General features: G+C 68.6%; 14 protein-coding genes and 1 pseudogene. 8 read left to right on the top strand and 7 right to left on the bottom strand.

Annotation, left to right across the window (positions count from 1 at the left end):
* The first annotated feature begins 284 nt into the window (after positions 1 to 284).
* Entirely contained in the window at positions 285 to 1,004 is a 720-nt protein-coding gene (locus ACZ6CZ_RS36665; RefSeq protein WP_469030212.1) for an IS6 family transposase, read from the top strand.
* Between the two features lie 165 nt (positions 1,005 to 1,169).
* Here ACZ6CZ_RS36665 and istB read toward each other — a convergent pair whose 3' ends face one another.
* From istB to ACZ6CZ_RS36650, 3 genes and pseudogenes are all read right to left on the bottom strand, one after another.
* A complete protein-coding gene (gene istB / locus ACZ6CZ_RS36660) occupies positions 1,170 to 1,964 on the bottom strand; it encodes an IS21-like element helper ATPase IstB (RefSeq protein ID WP_469030210.1) in 795 nt (264 codons plus the stop codon).
* 11 nt (positions 1,965 to 1,975) lie between these two features.
* A pseudogene (gene istA / locus ACZ6CZ_RS36655) lies at positions 1,976 to 3,593 on the bottom strand (IS21 family transposase).
* 246 nt (positions 3,594 to 3,839) lie between these two features.
* Positions 3,840 to 4,226 (bottom strand): nuclear transport factor 2 family protein, encoded by a 387-nt coding sequence (locus ACZ6CZ_RS36650; RefSeq protein WP_469029845.1) that lies wholly within the window; start codon positions 4,224 to 4,226, stop codon positions 3,840 to 3,842.
* 1,030 nt (positions 4,227 to 5,256) lie between these two features.
* Between ACZ6CZ_RS36650 and ACZ6CZ_RS36645 the strand changes: the two genes are divergently transcribed.
* The 3 genes from ACZ6CZ_RS36645 to ACZ6CZ_RS36635 all read left to right on the top strand — a co-directional run bounded on the left by ACZ6CZ_RS36645 (position 5,257) and on the right by ACZ6CZ_RS36635 (position 8,638).
* A complete protein-coding gene (locus tag ACZ6CZ_RS36645) occupies positions 5,257 to 5,442 on the top strand; it encodes a hypothetical protein (RefSeq protein WP_469030208.1) in 186 nt (61 codons plus the stop codon).
* A gap of 710 nt (positions 5,443 to 6,152) precedes the next feature.
* Complete coding sequence (locus tag ACZ6CZ_RS36640; RefSeq protein ID WP_469030205.1) at positions 6,153 to 7,415, top strand: AlbA family DNA-binding domain-containing protein; 1,263 nt, start codon at positions 6,153 to 6,155, stop codon at positions 7,413 to 7,415.
* 305 nt (positions 7,416 to 7,720) lie between these two features.
* Positions 7,721 to 8,638: a hypothetical protein gene (locus ACZ6CZ_RS36635; protein ID WP_469030202.1), complete on the top strand. Its 918-nt coding sequence runs from the start codon at positions 7,721 to 7,723 to the stop codon at positions 8,636 to 8,638.
* Between the two features lie 99 nt (positions 8,639 to 8,737).
* On the opposite strand, the gene ACZ6CZ_RS36630 is transcribed toward ACZ6CZ_RS36635, so the two are convergent.
* On the bottom strand, positions 8,738 to 9,301 hold the full coding sequence (locus tag ACZ6CZ_RS36630; protein WP_469030200.1) for a hypothetical protein: 564 nt from the start codon (positions 9,299 to 9,301) through the stop codon (positions 8,738 to 8,740).
* Positions 9,302 to 9,719: 418 nt separating this feature from the next.
* Positions 9,720 to 9,977 (bottom strand): hypothetical protein, encoded by a 258-nt coding sequence (locus tag ACZ6CZ_RS36625; protein WP_469030198.1) that lies wholly within the window; start codon positions 9,975 to 9,977, stop codon positions 9,720 to 9,722.
* Positions 9,978 to 10,032: 55 nt separating this feature from the next.
* On the opposite strand from ACZ6CZ_RS36625, the gene ACZ6CZ_RS36620 reads away from it, so the two are divergent.
* A complete protein-coding gene (locus ACZ6CZ_RS36620; RefSeq protein WP_469030195.1) occupies positions 10,033 to 10,230 on the top strand; it encodes a hypothetical protein in 198 nt (65 codons plus the stop codon).
* A gap of 122 nt (positions 10,231 to 10,352) precedes the next feature.
* Here the strand turns inward: ACZ6CZ_RS36620 and ACZ6CZ_RS36615 are convergent, their stop codons facing one another.
* The gene (locus ACZ6CZ_RS36615; protein ID WP_469030193.1) at positions 10,353 to 10,721 is read right to left on the bottom strand and encodes a hypothetical protein; all 369 of its coding nucleotides are present in this window, start codon (positions 10,719 to 10,721) and stop codon (positions 10,353 to 10,355) included.
* A gap of 260 nt (positions 10,722 to 10,981) precedes the next feature.
* Between ACZ6CZ_RS36615 and ACZ6CZ_RS36610 the strand changes: the two genes are divergently transcribed.
* Positions 10,982 to 11,416, top strand: a complete 435-nt coding sequence (locus ACZ6CZ_RS36610) for a hypothetical protein (RefSeq protein WP_469030192.1) — start codon at positions 10,982 to 10,984, stop codon at positions 11,414 to 11,416.
* A 524-nt stretch (positions 11,417 to 11,940) separates the two neighbouring features.
* On the opposite strand, the gene ACZ6CZ_RS36605 is transcribed toward ACZ6CZ_RS36610, so the two are convergent.
* Positions 11,941 to 12,168, bottom strand: a complete 228-nt coding sequence (locus tag ACZ6CZ_RS36605) for a hypothetical protein (RefSeq protein WP_469030189.1) — start codon at positions 12,166 to 12,168, stop codon at positions 11,941 to 11,943.
* A gap of 88 nt (positions 12,169 to 12,256) precedes the next feature.
* On the opposite strand from ACZ6CZ_RS36605, the gene ACZ6CZ_RS36600 reads away from it, so the two are divergent.
* Positions 12,257 to 12,919, top strand: a complete 663-nt coding sequence (locus tag ACZ6CZ_RS36600) for a hypothetical protein (protein WP_469030187.1) — start codon at positions 12,257 to 12,259, stop codon at positions 12,917 to 12,919.
* A gap of 942 nt (positions 12,920 to 13,861) precedes the next feature.
* Entirely contained in the window at positions 13,862 to 14,080 is a 219-nt protein-coding gene (locus ACZ6CZ_RS36595; protein ID WP_469030185.1) for a hypothetical protein, read from the top strand.
* Positions 14,081 to 14,709 lie beyond the last annotated feature (629 nt).

Here is a 14,709-nt window from a genome sequence, read left to right as displayed (position 1 = left end):
CACCCGCTGAATACGAGGCCAACCACTACCTCGCCAACACGAAACCCCAGGTCACAACCACAATCTGAAGTCTCTACCGAACCCGGAACGGTTCAGGACCGAGTGACCGGTGGCGAACGTCGCCGGCGGATCGTGGACCGGTCGCGATGGTGCGCTTGGCTTGGCCGACTCCGATGGCATGGCTTTCGGGTGCGTCCCGTGGCGGTTATTGCTGCCGCAGGCACTGTCACGTTGGCTGACCGGTGGGATGATCTTCTGGTTGATCAGCCTGGGAAGGGTCGTCCGTGGGGAGCGCGTCGCTGTCGTACAAGGGCCACCGGTACCCGGTCGAGGTCATCTCCCACTGTGTGTGGCTGTACCACCGCTTCCCGCTCAGCTTCCGCGAGGTCGAGGAGCTCATGCTCGAGCGCGGCGTGACGGTCTCCTACGAGACGATCCGCCGCTGGTGCGCCAAGTTCGGGCAGGCCTACGCAGGCGCGCTGCGCCGCCGGCAGCCCCGGCCCGGTGACAAGTGGCACCTGGACGAGGTCTTCATCAAGATCAACGGACGGTTGCAGTACCTGTGGCGGGCCGTCGACCAAAACGGCAATGTCCTGGACATCCTGGTGCAGAACCGCCGGGACAAGGCCGCTGCCAGGCGCTTCTTCCGCAGACTTCTGAAGAAGACCGGCGCGGTGCCGAGGGTGATCGTCACCGACAAGCTCCGCTCCTACGCTGCCGCCCACCGCGAGGTCATGCCCTGCGTCGAGCACCGCCAGTCGAAGTACCTGAACAACCGGGCGGAGAACAGCCACCAGCCCACCAGGCAGCGCGAACGGGCGATGAAGGGCTTCCGCTCCGTGGGCGGAGCACAGCGGTTCCTCTCCGCGTTCAGCGGTATCTCGCCCCACTTCCGACCCCGCCGCCACCTGATGCCCGCACACCACTACCGCGCCGAAATGACTGTCCGCTTCGCAGTCTGGGAGCAGATCACCGGCGTCGCCAGCCTGCCCACCGCGGCCTGAGCACAGGCCCGGCTCCCAAGCCCACCCTGCCCCGACGCGCCGTCAGGCAGTCACAGCCAACAACGTGACAACGCCCGTGCTGGCAACGCCGTTCAGTGCTTGCGGATATTGGCGCCGGCGATTCATGGAGAACTGAGGGTCGGGTGGTTCCTCGCTGCTCAGCGCTCAGCTGGCGGCCTGCTGTTCGGCGCGGGCTCGGGTGGTGGCGAGGCGGTAGGAGTCCGTGCCGGTCTCGATGATGTTGCCGCCGAAGGTGAGGCGGTCGACGATGGCCGCGCAGAGCCTGGGGTCGGTGAAGGTCTTGGTCCAGCCGGAGAAGGACTCGTTGGAGGCGATGGCGACGCTGTTCTTCTCCTCACGCTCGGTCAGGACCTGGAAGAGGAGTTCGGCTCCGCGGCGGTCGAGTTCCATGTAGCCGAGTTCGTCGATGCATAGCAGGTCGACGCGGCCGTAGCGGGCGATGGTCTTGGTCAGCTGCTTCTCGTCGGCGGCTTCGACGAGCTCGTTGACCAGCTTGGTCGCCAGGACGTACTTGACCCGGTGGCCGGCCATCGCAGCCTCTGTGCCGAGCGCGATCAGCAGGTGCGACTTGCCGGTGCCGGAGTCGCCGATGAGGCAGAGCGGCAGTCCCTTCTTGATCCATTCGCACTTGGCGAGGGTGTGGACCATAGCCGGGTCGATGTTGGGGTTGGCGTCGAAGTCGAACTTGCGTAGCGATTTGTCGCGGGGGAAGCCGGCGGCTTTGATGCGCCGCTCGGACCGGCGGCGGGCCCGGTCGTCGCATTCGGCCAGGAGGAGTTCGGAGAGGAAGCCGAGGTAGGACATCTGCTCGCGGCCAGCGGTTTCGGCGAGCTCGGGGAACTGGGACCGGATGGTGGGCAGCCTCAGCATCCGGCATGCCTGGTCGATCGCGGCCGTGGCGGCCTGTTCGGTGAGTCCTCGCTGGCGGGGGATGGACACGCTGTTCTCCTTCAGGGTGTGGGGCGGTCGCGGCGGAACCGCAGGAGTTGGTCGTAGTGAGCGACGGACGGCAGGGGGCGTTTGTCGGGTGGCAGGTGGGCACGGATGGCAGCCGGGAGCGGGGCGATGCTGGTCCGGCTTCCTGCTGATGGTTCTGGGGCCGCGGCAGGGGCGGTGTCGGCGTCTGCTGCCTTGCGGGCCTCAAGAGCGACGGCGTCGGCCGTCAACGCCCCGGTCTTGAGGGCGGCGGCGAGGCCGGTGACCAGGTGCTCGTGCGGCAGGTGACGGCCGAGGAGAAGCACCTCGATGAGCGCGCGGGTGCCGTCCCGCTCGCCGTGGGCCTTGACGGCGGCGTCCCACCAGGCGTCGTGGACGGGAGTGAACCGGCCTGCGGAGCGGGCCTGGTCGAGCGCGGTCGCTCCCGGGAGGGCGCCAGGCTTGCGCACAAGCGCTTCCAGGTAATGGTCCAGTTCGAGGCGGGTGCCGCCTTTGGCGATCAGCCGTTCGTGCCGGGCGACTTCGTCCCGGCCGTCGTAGACCACCAGCTCGGAGGCGTGCAGCATCGCGCGGACGTTCCGGCCGATCAGCCGGACCGGCACCGAGTAGCGGTTGGTGCGGACGCTGATCTGGCTGTAGCGGTCGACCCGCAGAGTGAAGAACCGACCCGTCTCGAAGGGCTCCTGCGGCAGCGGCGCCAGCAGCGGCTGCTCGGCCGCGAAGTACTCGCCGATCGTGCGAGGACGGGACCGAATCCGGCGGTTCTCGTCTTCCTGGTCCCACCGGTCGATCATCGCGTTCAGCTCGGCGAGCGTCGCGACCTCGGGCACTGGGACGAGGTGGTTGCGGCGGAACCAGCCGATCTGACCCTCGACCCCGCCCTTCTCGTGGGCGCCGCGGATTCCGGGCTGACAGTAGAGGGCTTCCAGTCCGTAGTGGGAGCGGAACGCGGTCCAGCGCTCAGCCTCGACGCGATGCCGGGAGAAGCCCCAGCACCTGGGCGACCGCCGCCCTAAGGTTGTCGTAGCGGACCTTCCCGGTCGGCACCCCGCCCAACGTGTTGAGAGCGTGGACGTGGCCCTCGAAGAACGCCTCCTGACCGGCCGAGGCGAAGATCCGGTGGACGGCCTTGCCCGAGTAGGACAGCCGGAACGCGAACAGGTAGCAGGTCACCAGCTCGCCGGCCAGCCGCACCGTCACGTCGCCGAAGTCGACCTCCGCCTCCGCTCCGGGCTTGTGCGTCTGTGGGACGAAGGCTTCCACCACACCTCGTCCGGCCTGGAGCCGGATCTCCTCACGCCGGACAGCGACGTAGCCACGGACCATCTGGTACGAGATCTCGTCCGCACCGTGCTCGTCGAGAAGCCGCTCGAAGATCCGCTTCACCGTGTGCCGCTGCTTGCGCGGCGCATCCAGGTCGGCCCGCAGCATCTCGTCGATCAACGACTTGTACGGATCCAGCCGCGTCGGCCGCGGCGGGAGCTTCTTGCGCGGCTCAGGCCAGACCGACGTCAACGCCTTCTGTACCGTCAGGAACCCGACACCGTACTTCCGCTGAAGAGCACGGCTCGACAGACCAGCCTTCGCATCACGGCGGATCGCCGCGTACAGATCGACCTTGGACTTCGGCAGCACCCGGGACCCCTCGCCGTGCAGAGCACAACCATGGTCCCGAGGCAAGCACTCAGACGCTCTCAAAACTCAGCGACATCACTCTCCCGTGGAAGAGGGCGCTCTCCACGCTGAGCTACAGGCGCTCTCGTAACTCGCCAACAAAGCCACAGTGCCGAAGGGGGACGACGACGCCCGGCCGGTTGGTGTTCCGGCGGGGCCGGTCGTGGGCAAGGTGTCGCTTTCGTCGGCGAGGTGCCGGTGGTTTCAGTCCACTGCGGGCGGCACGCGTGTGGCGTGGTGGTAATACATCCGCCAGTCTGCGGTTTGATCTCTCTTGCGCCAGATCGAACTGTGCCTGGTCCGGCGTTCGCCGAGCATGGTCTCGAAGGTCAGGTGCACCAGACCCGGCGCGAGCAGCACTCCCGAGATCTCCGAGGGCTCGTAGCGAGGACCATCCGCCGAACTGCCCGCGTGGTCAGCCAGTTCGGCGAGCATCTCCTCATACGTCCATCGCCGCCCCGACCCGCCGACCTCCACGAACTCCGGGTCGAGAAGCTGCGCGGCGCGTTCCCGCGAGGCTCGGACACGCGGATCCATGAGCTGCAACTCGCCCGCGATCGCCTGGTTCACATCGTCTGTTGCACCGTCCATGGACGTATCTTCACCGGACTCACGGTTTCTGTCGCAACCCATTGCGGATGCGGGGTGCGCATCCGCCCCTGCGGAGCCTGGCGTAGCCGCCTGCGCTCAGCCGGCGGCGGCAATGGGGACGGGGACGTCGTGGTGAGTAGCGGCGTGCAGGGTCAGCCGTCCCGAAGGAAGGCCTCGGCCCGGTGGCGCAGGGACTCGGGGGCGGCGGACCAGGCCGGGGTGCGCATCATCTCGCGCAGCTTGACCTTCTTCACCTCGCGGGGGGCGTCCTTGCGCAGGCCGAGGTGGGGCCACAGCTGGTCGAGGTCCTCATAGGGAAGGTTCCACGAGACGCCGATGCCCGACTCGGCGGAGGAAGGCGGTGCGGGCAGGACGTGGACCTCGTCGGCGGTGGCGGCGGGGGTGGTCCAGGCCGGCGTTCACCGGCATCCCGTACGGCATATGTGCGCTTCCCGTGCGCATCCGCGCGTGCTCCCCCGTTGTCGGCGACGGCCGCCGCCCGGCGCGCACGCCGCTGAGCACTACGCTCCTTCCATGTGGAGTGAGTCGAACAACTATGGCTTCGAGAACGAGCTAGTCGTCGCGTTCGGTGTTCGGTCTTTACCGCTCAATGAGGTCGCAGGTACAGGTCCCGCCCTCGTACAGCTCCTTGGTCGCACTCTTCGTGGTGCTTCCGCACCGGCCGCTTCGCCGGGGCCGCCGATCGCGCGGGGGGGGGGCCTCGGCGGCCGACACCGCGCCCGCCCACTCCATGGCCAGCGCGGCGAGGGTGGCTGTCCAGGAGCGGGTTGCGTGATCGGTGGTCGGTGGGCTGACCTGTTCTGATCACTTTGGTGGGGCTGTCCTCTCCGGGGCTGGGAGGCAGCCCGGCGGCGGGGAGCTCGGGGCACCGGTGAAACGGTCGCCGACAGTCGTCCGTCGGCGAGCTGGCTGACGATCCGGTGATGTTGGTGATGAGCGTGCCCATCCGGGTGGGAGCGGCTCAGGCGGGGAGGGGCTGGTCGAGGTCTTCTCCGATCTGATCGAGTTGATGATCGAAAATGCATTCAACGACATCCACGGCTGCGTCAACACGACCTGGACCACCGTCGCGCAGACGCTGCAAAGCCCCGCCGCAACCCTCCACGCCGTGCTCCTCGACGACGCCCTCGACACTCTCGACAGCGCCACGCAACGCCTCGCCCATCCTGTCTTGTGCTTTGGTGATGAGCCGTGAGATGACCAGCCGAGCGTGGGCGCCAGCTTGGACCGTGTGGTCTCCATGGAAGACGGGCCGTCGTCCGTCATGCTCACAAGACCGTGGAACTGGTCGCTGGTGTGCTGCGGGGGGTCGAGGGCTTCCTGTAACTGCTGGGTGTCGTTGATGGACGTTCGGTGACGTCCGGGCTCGAACGGTGCAGGGCACCTCGAGGCACTGGGACAGTTCTTCGTCAGCAGCTGCAAGAAGCTGATCCAGATGTGTATCGGCGGTTGTGGGGCGGCCCTCTCCTGGGACGGTGTCAGCCTCGGGGACCGTTGTCTCCCGGGGCACTGTGTGTTCACTCATCGCGGCCCCCTATCTCCTCACCGAGACTCTGCTGCAGTCGAAGCCGGGCGCGGCTCCGGTTCTTCCGGCCGGCGGCTTCCCGCATCTCAAGCGCTTGGGCGATCTCCCGGTCGGTGAAGCCGTCCTGGGCCTATGCCATGGCGTGCCGCTGCAGCGGCGGCAGCTGGGCCAGCGCGTTCAGGACCCGTGCGCCCTCCGACGGCCGAGTCCGTCATGAAGCAGGCCGGGGTGTGGTCGTGAGCGCTCCCGGGCCGCCGTCGTCACCGCCGCTACTGCCCGTGCTCCCGCTCACCCACCCCCGGCGTAGCCTGCTCGGGAGCACGGGCCGTGGCGATGCGCCTGGTTCGGCTCCACACACTGCGGGGAGAGGGAAGCCGGGCATGGCGAACAACGGGCAGACGGACACGGCCGTACTGGTAGCGATGCTCGACGAGCGCGCCGCCGTGAACGTCCGGCTGGCACTGATCGCCGCGGATGCACAACAGTGGCAGCTGCACCATGGCCAGGTGACCTTGGACGACGACACCCCGGTGACGGAGCGGGCCTGGCGCTACAGCACGGCGAGCTTCCTGGACCTGCGCCTGCCCGGTCCGACGGTTGCCGCGCTGCTGCGGGGCGACGAACAGGACATCCACGGTCTTCACGTCGTCGCCCCCGGCCCGGCGCCCTCCAGCGCCTCCACATCACGGCTGCGCGGCCAGCAGGAGTGGGACCGGGTGACCACGCCGTGGCCGCGCACCGAGTGGACCATCAACCGGGACGCCAACACGCTCCAGCCCGGCCACGACCTGCTGATCGGGGACGGCCCCTCGTTCCTGAACTTCGACCAGGCCCTCAGCGCCCTTCTCCACCAGCGCCCCCACGACCGCAATGCGGGCCGCTCGGACCTGTGGCGCATCGTCCAACCGCAGCGTGCGGGCTGGCTCTCACAGATCACCATCGGGCCCGACCTGCTGACGGCCGTCGTCGACGGCGAGGCCTTGGACGGCGCGGTACTCGAGCTGAGCTGGGCGGCGGGCAACGAGCTCCAGTCCGTCGACGACGCCGGCGCCTACCGCTTCGCGTTGCCCAACGGACTCGCGTACGACAGCCTGCTGATGCTCCGCCGCGAGGACCAGTGGTTGGACTGGCGCCACTTCCCGGCTCCCACGTACGGGCACGCCCGTGACGTCTCGGTCGTCTGGGAGCAGCCCGGCCCGGAGCTGGAAATCCTCCTGGCTAACGGAGAGGGAAAGCACCTGGAGTGCAAACAGGAGGTCCCGGAGGGCGACTCCCGGAAGAAGATGCTCAAGACCATCGCCGCCTTCGCATCACAGGACGGCGGCACCCTCCTGATCGGCGTCCGCGACGACCTACAGATCGTGGGCCTGCCCGAGAAGCCGACCGTTGACAAGCAGGAACTCCAGGTCATCGGCATGATCCGGGACAGCGTGGAACCAGCGCCGCCCTACGAGTCACGCGTGATCGACCACGACGGCAAGAAGGTCCTCGTGATCGAGGTCTCCGGCGGGGGCCAGATGTACGCCTACCGCGACGGACAGCGCGCGGAGTTCTACGTCCGCGTCGGCCCGAACACGGTGCCCGCCCGCCATCATGAGATCGCCGCCGGATTCCGGCAGGCTCCGACCGTCACCACGTTCTGAGAGCCGCCGCACCGGCGACGGCACACGTCGACCCACTTGGTGCGGCCGACCCGCACTGGCCCCTCTGGCTCAGCCCGGCAACCCGTCATGACGGCGGCGGAAGGGACGGCCCATTGTCAGACCCTCTCCGTAGGCTGGTCGTGAGGTATCCGAGACAGGAGGGCAGTGTGGCCCGCAAACCCAGGATTGATCAGCGCGCGATCGAGCGACACGTCAAGGACATCGTCAAGGGCTACGAGCGCGCAGCCCGACGGAATCCGATCCGCGTGCCGATCCAGACGGACGCGACTGCCGAAGGAGTCTCCATGGCCGGCCGCGACGCCGTCGAAGGCAACCCGATCCTGGCCCGGCTCCTGGTGTGGCTGGACGAACAGGCCCAGCTGAACCCCGCGCACTACGTCGACGTGACCCGCTTCGTCGAAGAACAGCAGCTGGACGGCGAAGACCCGTCCGTGCTCGCCTTCGAGCTGGAACAGCTCGACCTGGTCAAGATCGCACGCAACATGGGCGGAACCCCCGACGTACACCTCAGCGACGCAGGCCGCGTCGCAGTGAGCCGACTGAAGAAGCTGCAGCAGGACCGCGCCGCCAGGCTCCGCCACACCATGGACGCCTTCCTGCGGTGGCTGTTCGACACCGCCGGCGACCAGTCGCCCACCGACCCGTCCCTGTTCCTGGCGGCCCCCACCGCCTACTTCGCCGGTGCCGCGATCTCTGGGACTGACCTGCACCAGGCGCTCGCCCATCTGGCGGAGCCCAACCTCATCGAACGCATCGACACCCACCCCGCCACGGTCGCCATCACCCCTGAAGGCGTCAGCTGCGCCCTGTCTGGAGGAAGCGTGCAAGACCATACCAACCGGGCGCGCACCGGCACCACGTACAACAACTTCCTGCCGAACGCCAAGGGCGTCATCATCGGCGAGCAGCAGCACTTCACCCAGAACAACACCGACGGCGTCGACCTGACGCTGTTCGTCCAGCTGGCCGGGTACGTCGGACAGGTCAGCAGCACGCTGGGCATGCCCGAGCCGGACCGAGTGGAGCTGGAGCGCGTCGCCCAGGACCTCCACGACGAAGCGACGTCGGACAACCCCGAACCGGGCCGACTGCGGCAGTTCACTACCCAGCTCAAGGACAAGCTCCTGGAGGCCGGCACCACCATGGCTGCCACGATGGGTGTCCAGATGGCCGAGCAGGCCCTCGGAGCGCTGGTGCAGTAGCGCCCACGCACAAACGCCACGGAGCCCCGGGGGATCAGCGATGACGCCCTCGGGGCCCGGCGGGGGTGGCACCGTTCAACGACGCTGCGACCCCCACCGTCACGTCGTGGCCAACTGCGGTTCCTTCAGCACGCTGGCGACCTTCCGCGCGAGCGCTGCGACATGCGGCGGCAAATAGCTGTCCAGTGACTCGACCTCGTCACACAGCTGGGCCCGCAGCCCGTGCAGACACGCCTCGGTGAACAGCCGCTGCTCGTCGGGCTCGGACACCAGCCCGCCGTCCGCGTACCCCTGGCCCATCGAGAACTGCCTCTGCGCGTCCTGGCCGCCCTCGGGGGGAAGTGGCGTGCCGAGCATCCCGGCCACTTCGTGGCGGTCCGCATCCGTCGGGCCGGCCGCCCGGCTGCGCTGCTGCCGGGTCTGGAGGTACCTCGCCAGAGTGTCCATGGCCATGCCGGTGCGCTGGCAGTAGGCGGCGATTAGCATGGAGGCCATGTCCATCGTGTCGGAGGCGTCCGTAGCCCGGATCATCGTCATCCGCTTCCAGTCGCGTGCGATGTCCGGCTCGGTGTAGCGCAGTACCTCCTGGCAGTTCATCACCACTTCGGAAATGAGCTGGTGAACCGCCTGCCGCAAGGGCTCAGGCATCGGGGTGTGTTCCATGGCCGCACGGTAGAGGCGCCGCGTCACCGGACAGCGCAGTCGCGCCGCTCGCTCACCCAGACGGACGCCGTCACGGCCACCACCGACCGCCACGCGCTCGCTGGGCCCGCACCGCGAGGGCGAGGCTGAGCACCACAACGACGAAGCTTTCGCTGGTCAGCTCAGGGACAATTACCCTCTTAAACTAGCTTGAGGGCGGCCCCGGAATAGTAAGCTGAGGGCAACCGTCGGACATGGTGTACAGATTTCGGTGTTGGACGCCGGATCGCCAACCAGCGATGGCCAGCACATCAAAGAGGGCCCGCCCCCGGCAAGAGACGAGCCCTCGTGCAGTGAGGCAGGAGCCCGGTCGTCTAGGACTCGACCGGGCTCGCTGCGTTTTACGGCCAGCAGCCCGTCCGACCGGTCTCCGCACTCCCTACTGGGAGAGCTGCCCCACTACGGCGATGATCCCCACAAGCAGGCTTGCCGCGGCAAGCCCGATCGTCCACCTCTCAAACGGGGACCACGGCTTGTGCGGCTTGCGCATGTCGGTCATCGCTGTTGCCTCCTTACTCCTCCTGTCGACCCTAGGCGGGCCGACTGATGGCCGACTCCGACAACGCCGGAGCCGCCCGCCGAACTCTGCAAACAGGTCGGCGAGTTCGAGGAGGAGCAGGTGGAGCGAAGACAGCATACGAGGGACCGGAGCCGCCCGGCGACAAGACCAACATGATTGACCTGAGCTTTTGTTGAGCTTCTACGCGGCCCAGTCGAAACCGTCCCGGCAGCGGCTTGCCCCGATAGTGGACCCCGCCCCGAAGAGCAGCCCGCTCCCGGGCCGCGTCCACGTCGTACAGGACGGCGACGCCCACCCGGCCCAGGCGGTGCTGATGACCGACGCCGAAGTCGTCGACTGGCTCACCACCGCGGCGGCCGGGCAGATCTGATCCCAACACGCCATGGGACCGGGGGATCAGCCACGAGGTCCCCGGGGTCCGGCTCGGGGGTCGCGCCGTCCGACGACGCTGCGATCCCCTCCGTCACGCGGTGGCTGGCTGCGGCTCGGTGGTCAGTCGCCTACGTGGTCGTCATCGGTGGGCGCGTCGGCATCGACCCCAACGAGGTCAACCCCCAGCAGTACGCCCAGTGGATCCGCAACCACGTCCAGCCCTACCTGCCCGACCTCACCTTGACCACCCTCACCTCGCCCGACGGCCGGCTCAGCTTCCTCGTCATCGACGTCCCTGCCAGCCCCATGGCCCCCAACCACGTCTACGGCACCGCCGCCAAGGACAAGGACCAGCAGGCCGCCGTCGCCCCTTACCGCGACCGCGATCACACCGCCTGGATGGCCGAGCACCAGATCGAGCGCGCCTACCGTGAACGCTTCACGCGCGCCCAGCACGCCCAGGACGAAACCGACCGCCTCCTCATCCATGCCCTCGACACCTGCCTCGCCGATCAGGCTGAAGGCTGTGCATGGTTCGTCGCCGTCGCCCGCCTGGAACGGCCCCTGCCCCGCACCGCACCGGCACTCGCCCGGGAGAAGGCCCCCGACCTGTGCGCGACCGCCCGCGCCCGCTCCCAGCACCTGACCCGTAACCATCTGGCCGTGGGCCCGCTGACCGGCTCGAGGTCGTCCTGTCCAACCCCCGTCCAGGGCTGCGCCGCTGGGTCTTCAGCACGCTGCCCCTGCGCATGGGCCGGGAGATCTACACCGAGCTGCACCACGACGGCAGCACCGTGCTCGCGGTCAACCTGTCCTGGAGGGTCCTGCACTCCGATGCCATGCCAGCCCTCCCAGCCAACGGCCTCCTCGTCGATGCCGACATCGTCGGAGCCAGCTGCCGCGGCGCCCTCGCCCTCGCCCACGAACTCACCCGCCACCTCGGCGTGGACAGCTCCGTGAACGTCACCGCGACCATCACCACCACCGAACCGGTGCCCCTGACGCCGGTCATCACCGAGTACGGCGGCTTCCGGTCCGTCCTCGACTGCGCACACCGGCCTCGCCGCATCCAACCCGTCACGGCACTGATCACCCCGGCCGACGAGGACGACCACCTGCGCGCGAGCGCCCGGGAGATCTTCACCGACCTGATGCACCAGTTCGGCATCACTGCCTCCCTGTAACCGAACCGCAGGCCCCGCTGGAACGCCGCCTCAGCCTTGCTCACGGTCTTCCTCGGGTCCTTGGCCGCGTCGGCCGGCGCCGGGGCGAGCTCCGCCGGGGGCGGCGGCCGACGCGGGGAGGGAGACGCCCCGCACGCGCAGCGCGGTCAGCCGCTCCCGCTGGGCCGCCCGGGAAACCGCCGTACGCCTCCTCGATGGAGCCGCTCGTCCATGCCTGCACGCCCTCGACGTCCCTGACCCGCCCCTCCCGTCATGCCCGCAACCTGCCCGTCCCCCGCGGCCGCCACCGTGCTCCTCCTCGTCCCCACCCCCGAAGACCGCACCGCCGCGCGGTCGCCCGACCGCCCGTGGAATCCGCGCCGTACGGTACCGCCGCGGCCGGCGCTGCCCAGCGGAGCGGCAGCTCGTGGGCCGACATCGGCACCGCCCTCGGTGTAAGCAGGCAAGCCGCCCATCAGCGGCTCGCCCGCCATGTCGCCGCCCTGGACGAGCGGCCGGTGACCAGCGCAGCCGGGACCGCCGTCTCAGAGGATGTGCAGGTTGCTGAACGCCGCGAAGAGGAGGAATGCGCACGTTCCGGCGGCCCCGGCGGCGGAGAGCAGCGCGGTCTGGGGGCCGAGGCCAGGCCCGCCCGGAGCGGGGTGGCGCAGCAGCATGTAGGCGAGCGCTCCTATCAGCAGCGAGGACAACACGATGACCGTGACGACCCATGGCGTGGTAGACGAGGCGGCGGCGACAGCGAGCGTGAGCACGGGGACCCCCCGGGTGAGACGGCCGTGGACTTATTGTCCGATGTTGTGGGACAATAACACGGGACAATGTAGACAATGAAAGCCGCAGGTGAAGGAGTACATCGCCATGGCCGGTAGGCCGATGAAGCCCATCCCCGACGACGCGCCAACGGCGATCAGAGAGTTTGTAGGAGCACTGCGCGAGTTCGTGCAGGACGCGGCGGGCGACGACGGAGCGGTGTCCCGCATCGCCGAGTGGGGGTCGCTGAGCAAGAGCACGTTCATGGGCGCGCTCAGCGGCCAGCGGATGCCCACCCACAGCACGGTGCAGGGCATCGTCGACGCGGTCGCCAAGTACAAGAGCCTGAGGCCCCGCACCTGGAAGGCGCTGCTGGCGGAGTGGTCCGACCGGTATGTGGAGGCCGAGCAGCGGCTTGCCGCCGAGCGCGTGTCAGGCATCGCCGCGGTCGCATACGACGCGCACGTCGTCACGGCGGAGTTCGACTCGAGCCAGGATGCGGGAACAGAGCCGGCGGTCCCACGGAGGAACAAGGGGGGTCTGTACCACTTCGGCTCCGGGGACGCCGCACGGCTCATTTCGAAGAACTTCCCCAAAAGGGACGGTCCGCTCGCGGCAGACGTCGAGGTTGCCAAAGCATCCGCACTGCTTGATGAAGCGTTGCGACAGCTGGAAAAAGCGAGTGAAGATGTCACCCGTGCCCGCGAGATGCTGCAGCAGGCGCTGTCACGCGAGAACACCAACCGCCAGTGAAACGCGGTCGCGTCAGGTGCCGCACCCGAAGCCGCTCGACAGCAGGCGTGCGGAAGTCCTGCGCTGGGTGACTACCGCCGTCCCAGCCGACAACGTGGAGCCAGACGAGTGACGACCACCAAAGCGGAGTACGGCACCGAAGTGGAGCCGGTGGAGCTGGTCAATGCCGAGTTGGTGAACGACGCCGATCCCGGCGCCGGCGAGGTCGCGGTACCCGATCCAGTAGTCGCCGTCCTCGCCGCCCTGGACCTGGACGCCAAGGGCCATCTCGCCCGCATCCGGCCGAAGAAGGCCCGGGACGGTTACGCCCGGGACTATCTGGAAGTACGAGGACGCCCCGACCGAGGGAGTGCTCGGGGTGGTATGACGCCGTGCGGCGCGAGGACGGCCTCGGCGTCCAGGACGCCCGGGGCGCGTGATCATTGGGTGCGTCGCGTCCCTGGTCTTGTGGTCCCGCGGTCGATGACGAGGCGCTTTACCTCGTCAGCGCCTACACCCCCGCCCCCAGCTGGTGAACCGGCCCTGAGACGTCCCCTTTGCGGCGCGGCCTGGACGCGATTGGGACTTTCGCGGCTCGGGCTGGCACAACCTGCCGGACTCCGCGCCACGGCGACCGGCGACCGGCGACCAGACCCCCACGTCGCTGCGCCCCAGTAGTGACGGAGCACCTCCGGTACTGGCTGCCCCCGGGCGCACCGGCATGCCGGCCTCGGCGACGCGCTGAGTGCCGTGTCGACAGCGTTTCGTGGCGTTCCCCTCGACTCGCGGGACAGGGCCGTCCATGACGGCGGGGGAGGGGCGGCGTGTCCTGCTTTGCGGCGTTGTCGGATGCACCTCACAGCTTCACCGCTCGGCGACACGACGAGCCAGCGGTGCAAGTCCAGTCCAGAGCCAATCCGGAAGAGAGAATGAAGCATCGGTTGACTGAGGTAGGTTGTCCGTGTGGCTGATGCTTTCGACTATGAGAAGGCCGTGCCCTGGATCCAGGATCAGGTGACGCGGTATGAGAAGGCATTGACAGAGATCCGCACGACGCATGCTGGCAGACCGGCGCCGGAGGTGAAGGCGGCTCTCCTGGCCGCGGGCGAGAGACATGGCGTGCGCATCGCGAACGAGGTCGCGCAGGACGCGGCCGAACGTATCGCTGACGGCACGTTGTAGACAACCAGCCCCAGACACAACCTTCAGGCGGGACCCCGGCAACCCGCCCTCCGCTTCCCACGAACGAGCGACCCGCAAGCCCCCGCCCTCGCAACTCGGTGCACAGGCTGCGTGTTGGCCTGCGGGCTGGGCACTGGAGATGCATGACTCGACTCAGCCTGGCCGCCTCAGAGCTGGCCCAAGGCACCAGGCCGGACGGCCCCCCATGGCTTAAATGGGCATTCCTGGCCGTGTGGCTCGTCCTGGCCCCAGTGATCCTCTACAAGCTGCATCAGCACGGTTATTTCAGAAGACGACGCTGAAACCAGACCCACACTCCCGCTGGCAGCCAGCCAGCTGGCCCGCGCCAGCGGGCACAGGGTTCTGGAGGCGCAGCCGGAAGGACCGTCAGGCGGGGGAGCGCAGCGGACCCGCCGGCCAGGCTGGAGCGAAGCGGAGGCCTGGCAGTGGAACAGGGTCCCACCGGGACCGGGACCGGGAGCGCAGCGGACGGACCGTCACTGTGCTTGCGCAGCAAGCACAGTGTGCGGGTGGCGCAGCCTCCCGCTCCCGCTCCCGCGGAGCGGGAGCGGAACACCCGCGCGCAGCGCGGGTGTTCGCTTGCATCGCGCGCAGCGCGATGCCACCCA

Source organism: Streptomyces sp. NPDC041135, assembly GCF_055592085.1.
Note: the sequence above shows the minus strand (reverse complement) of the source record. Positions and strands in the feature narration are given on the sequence as shown.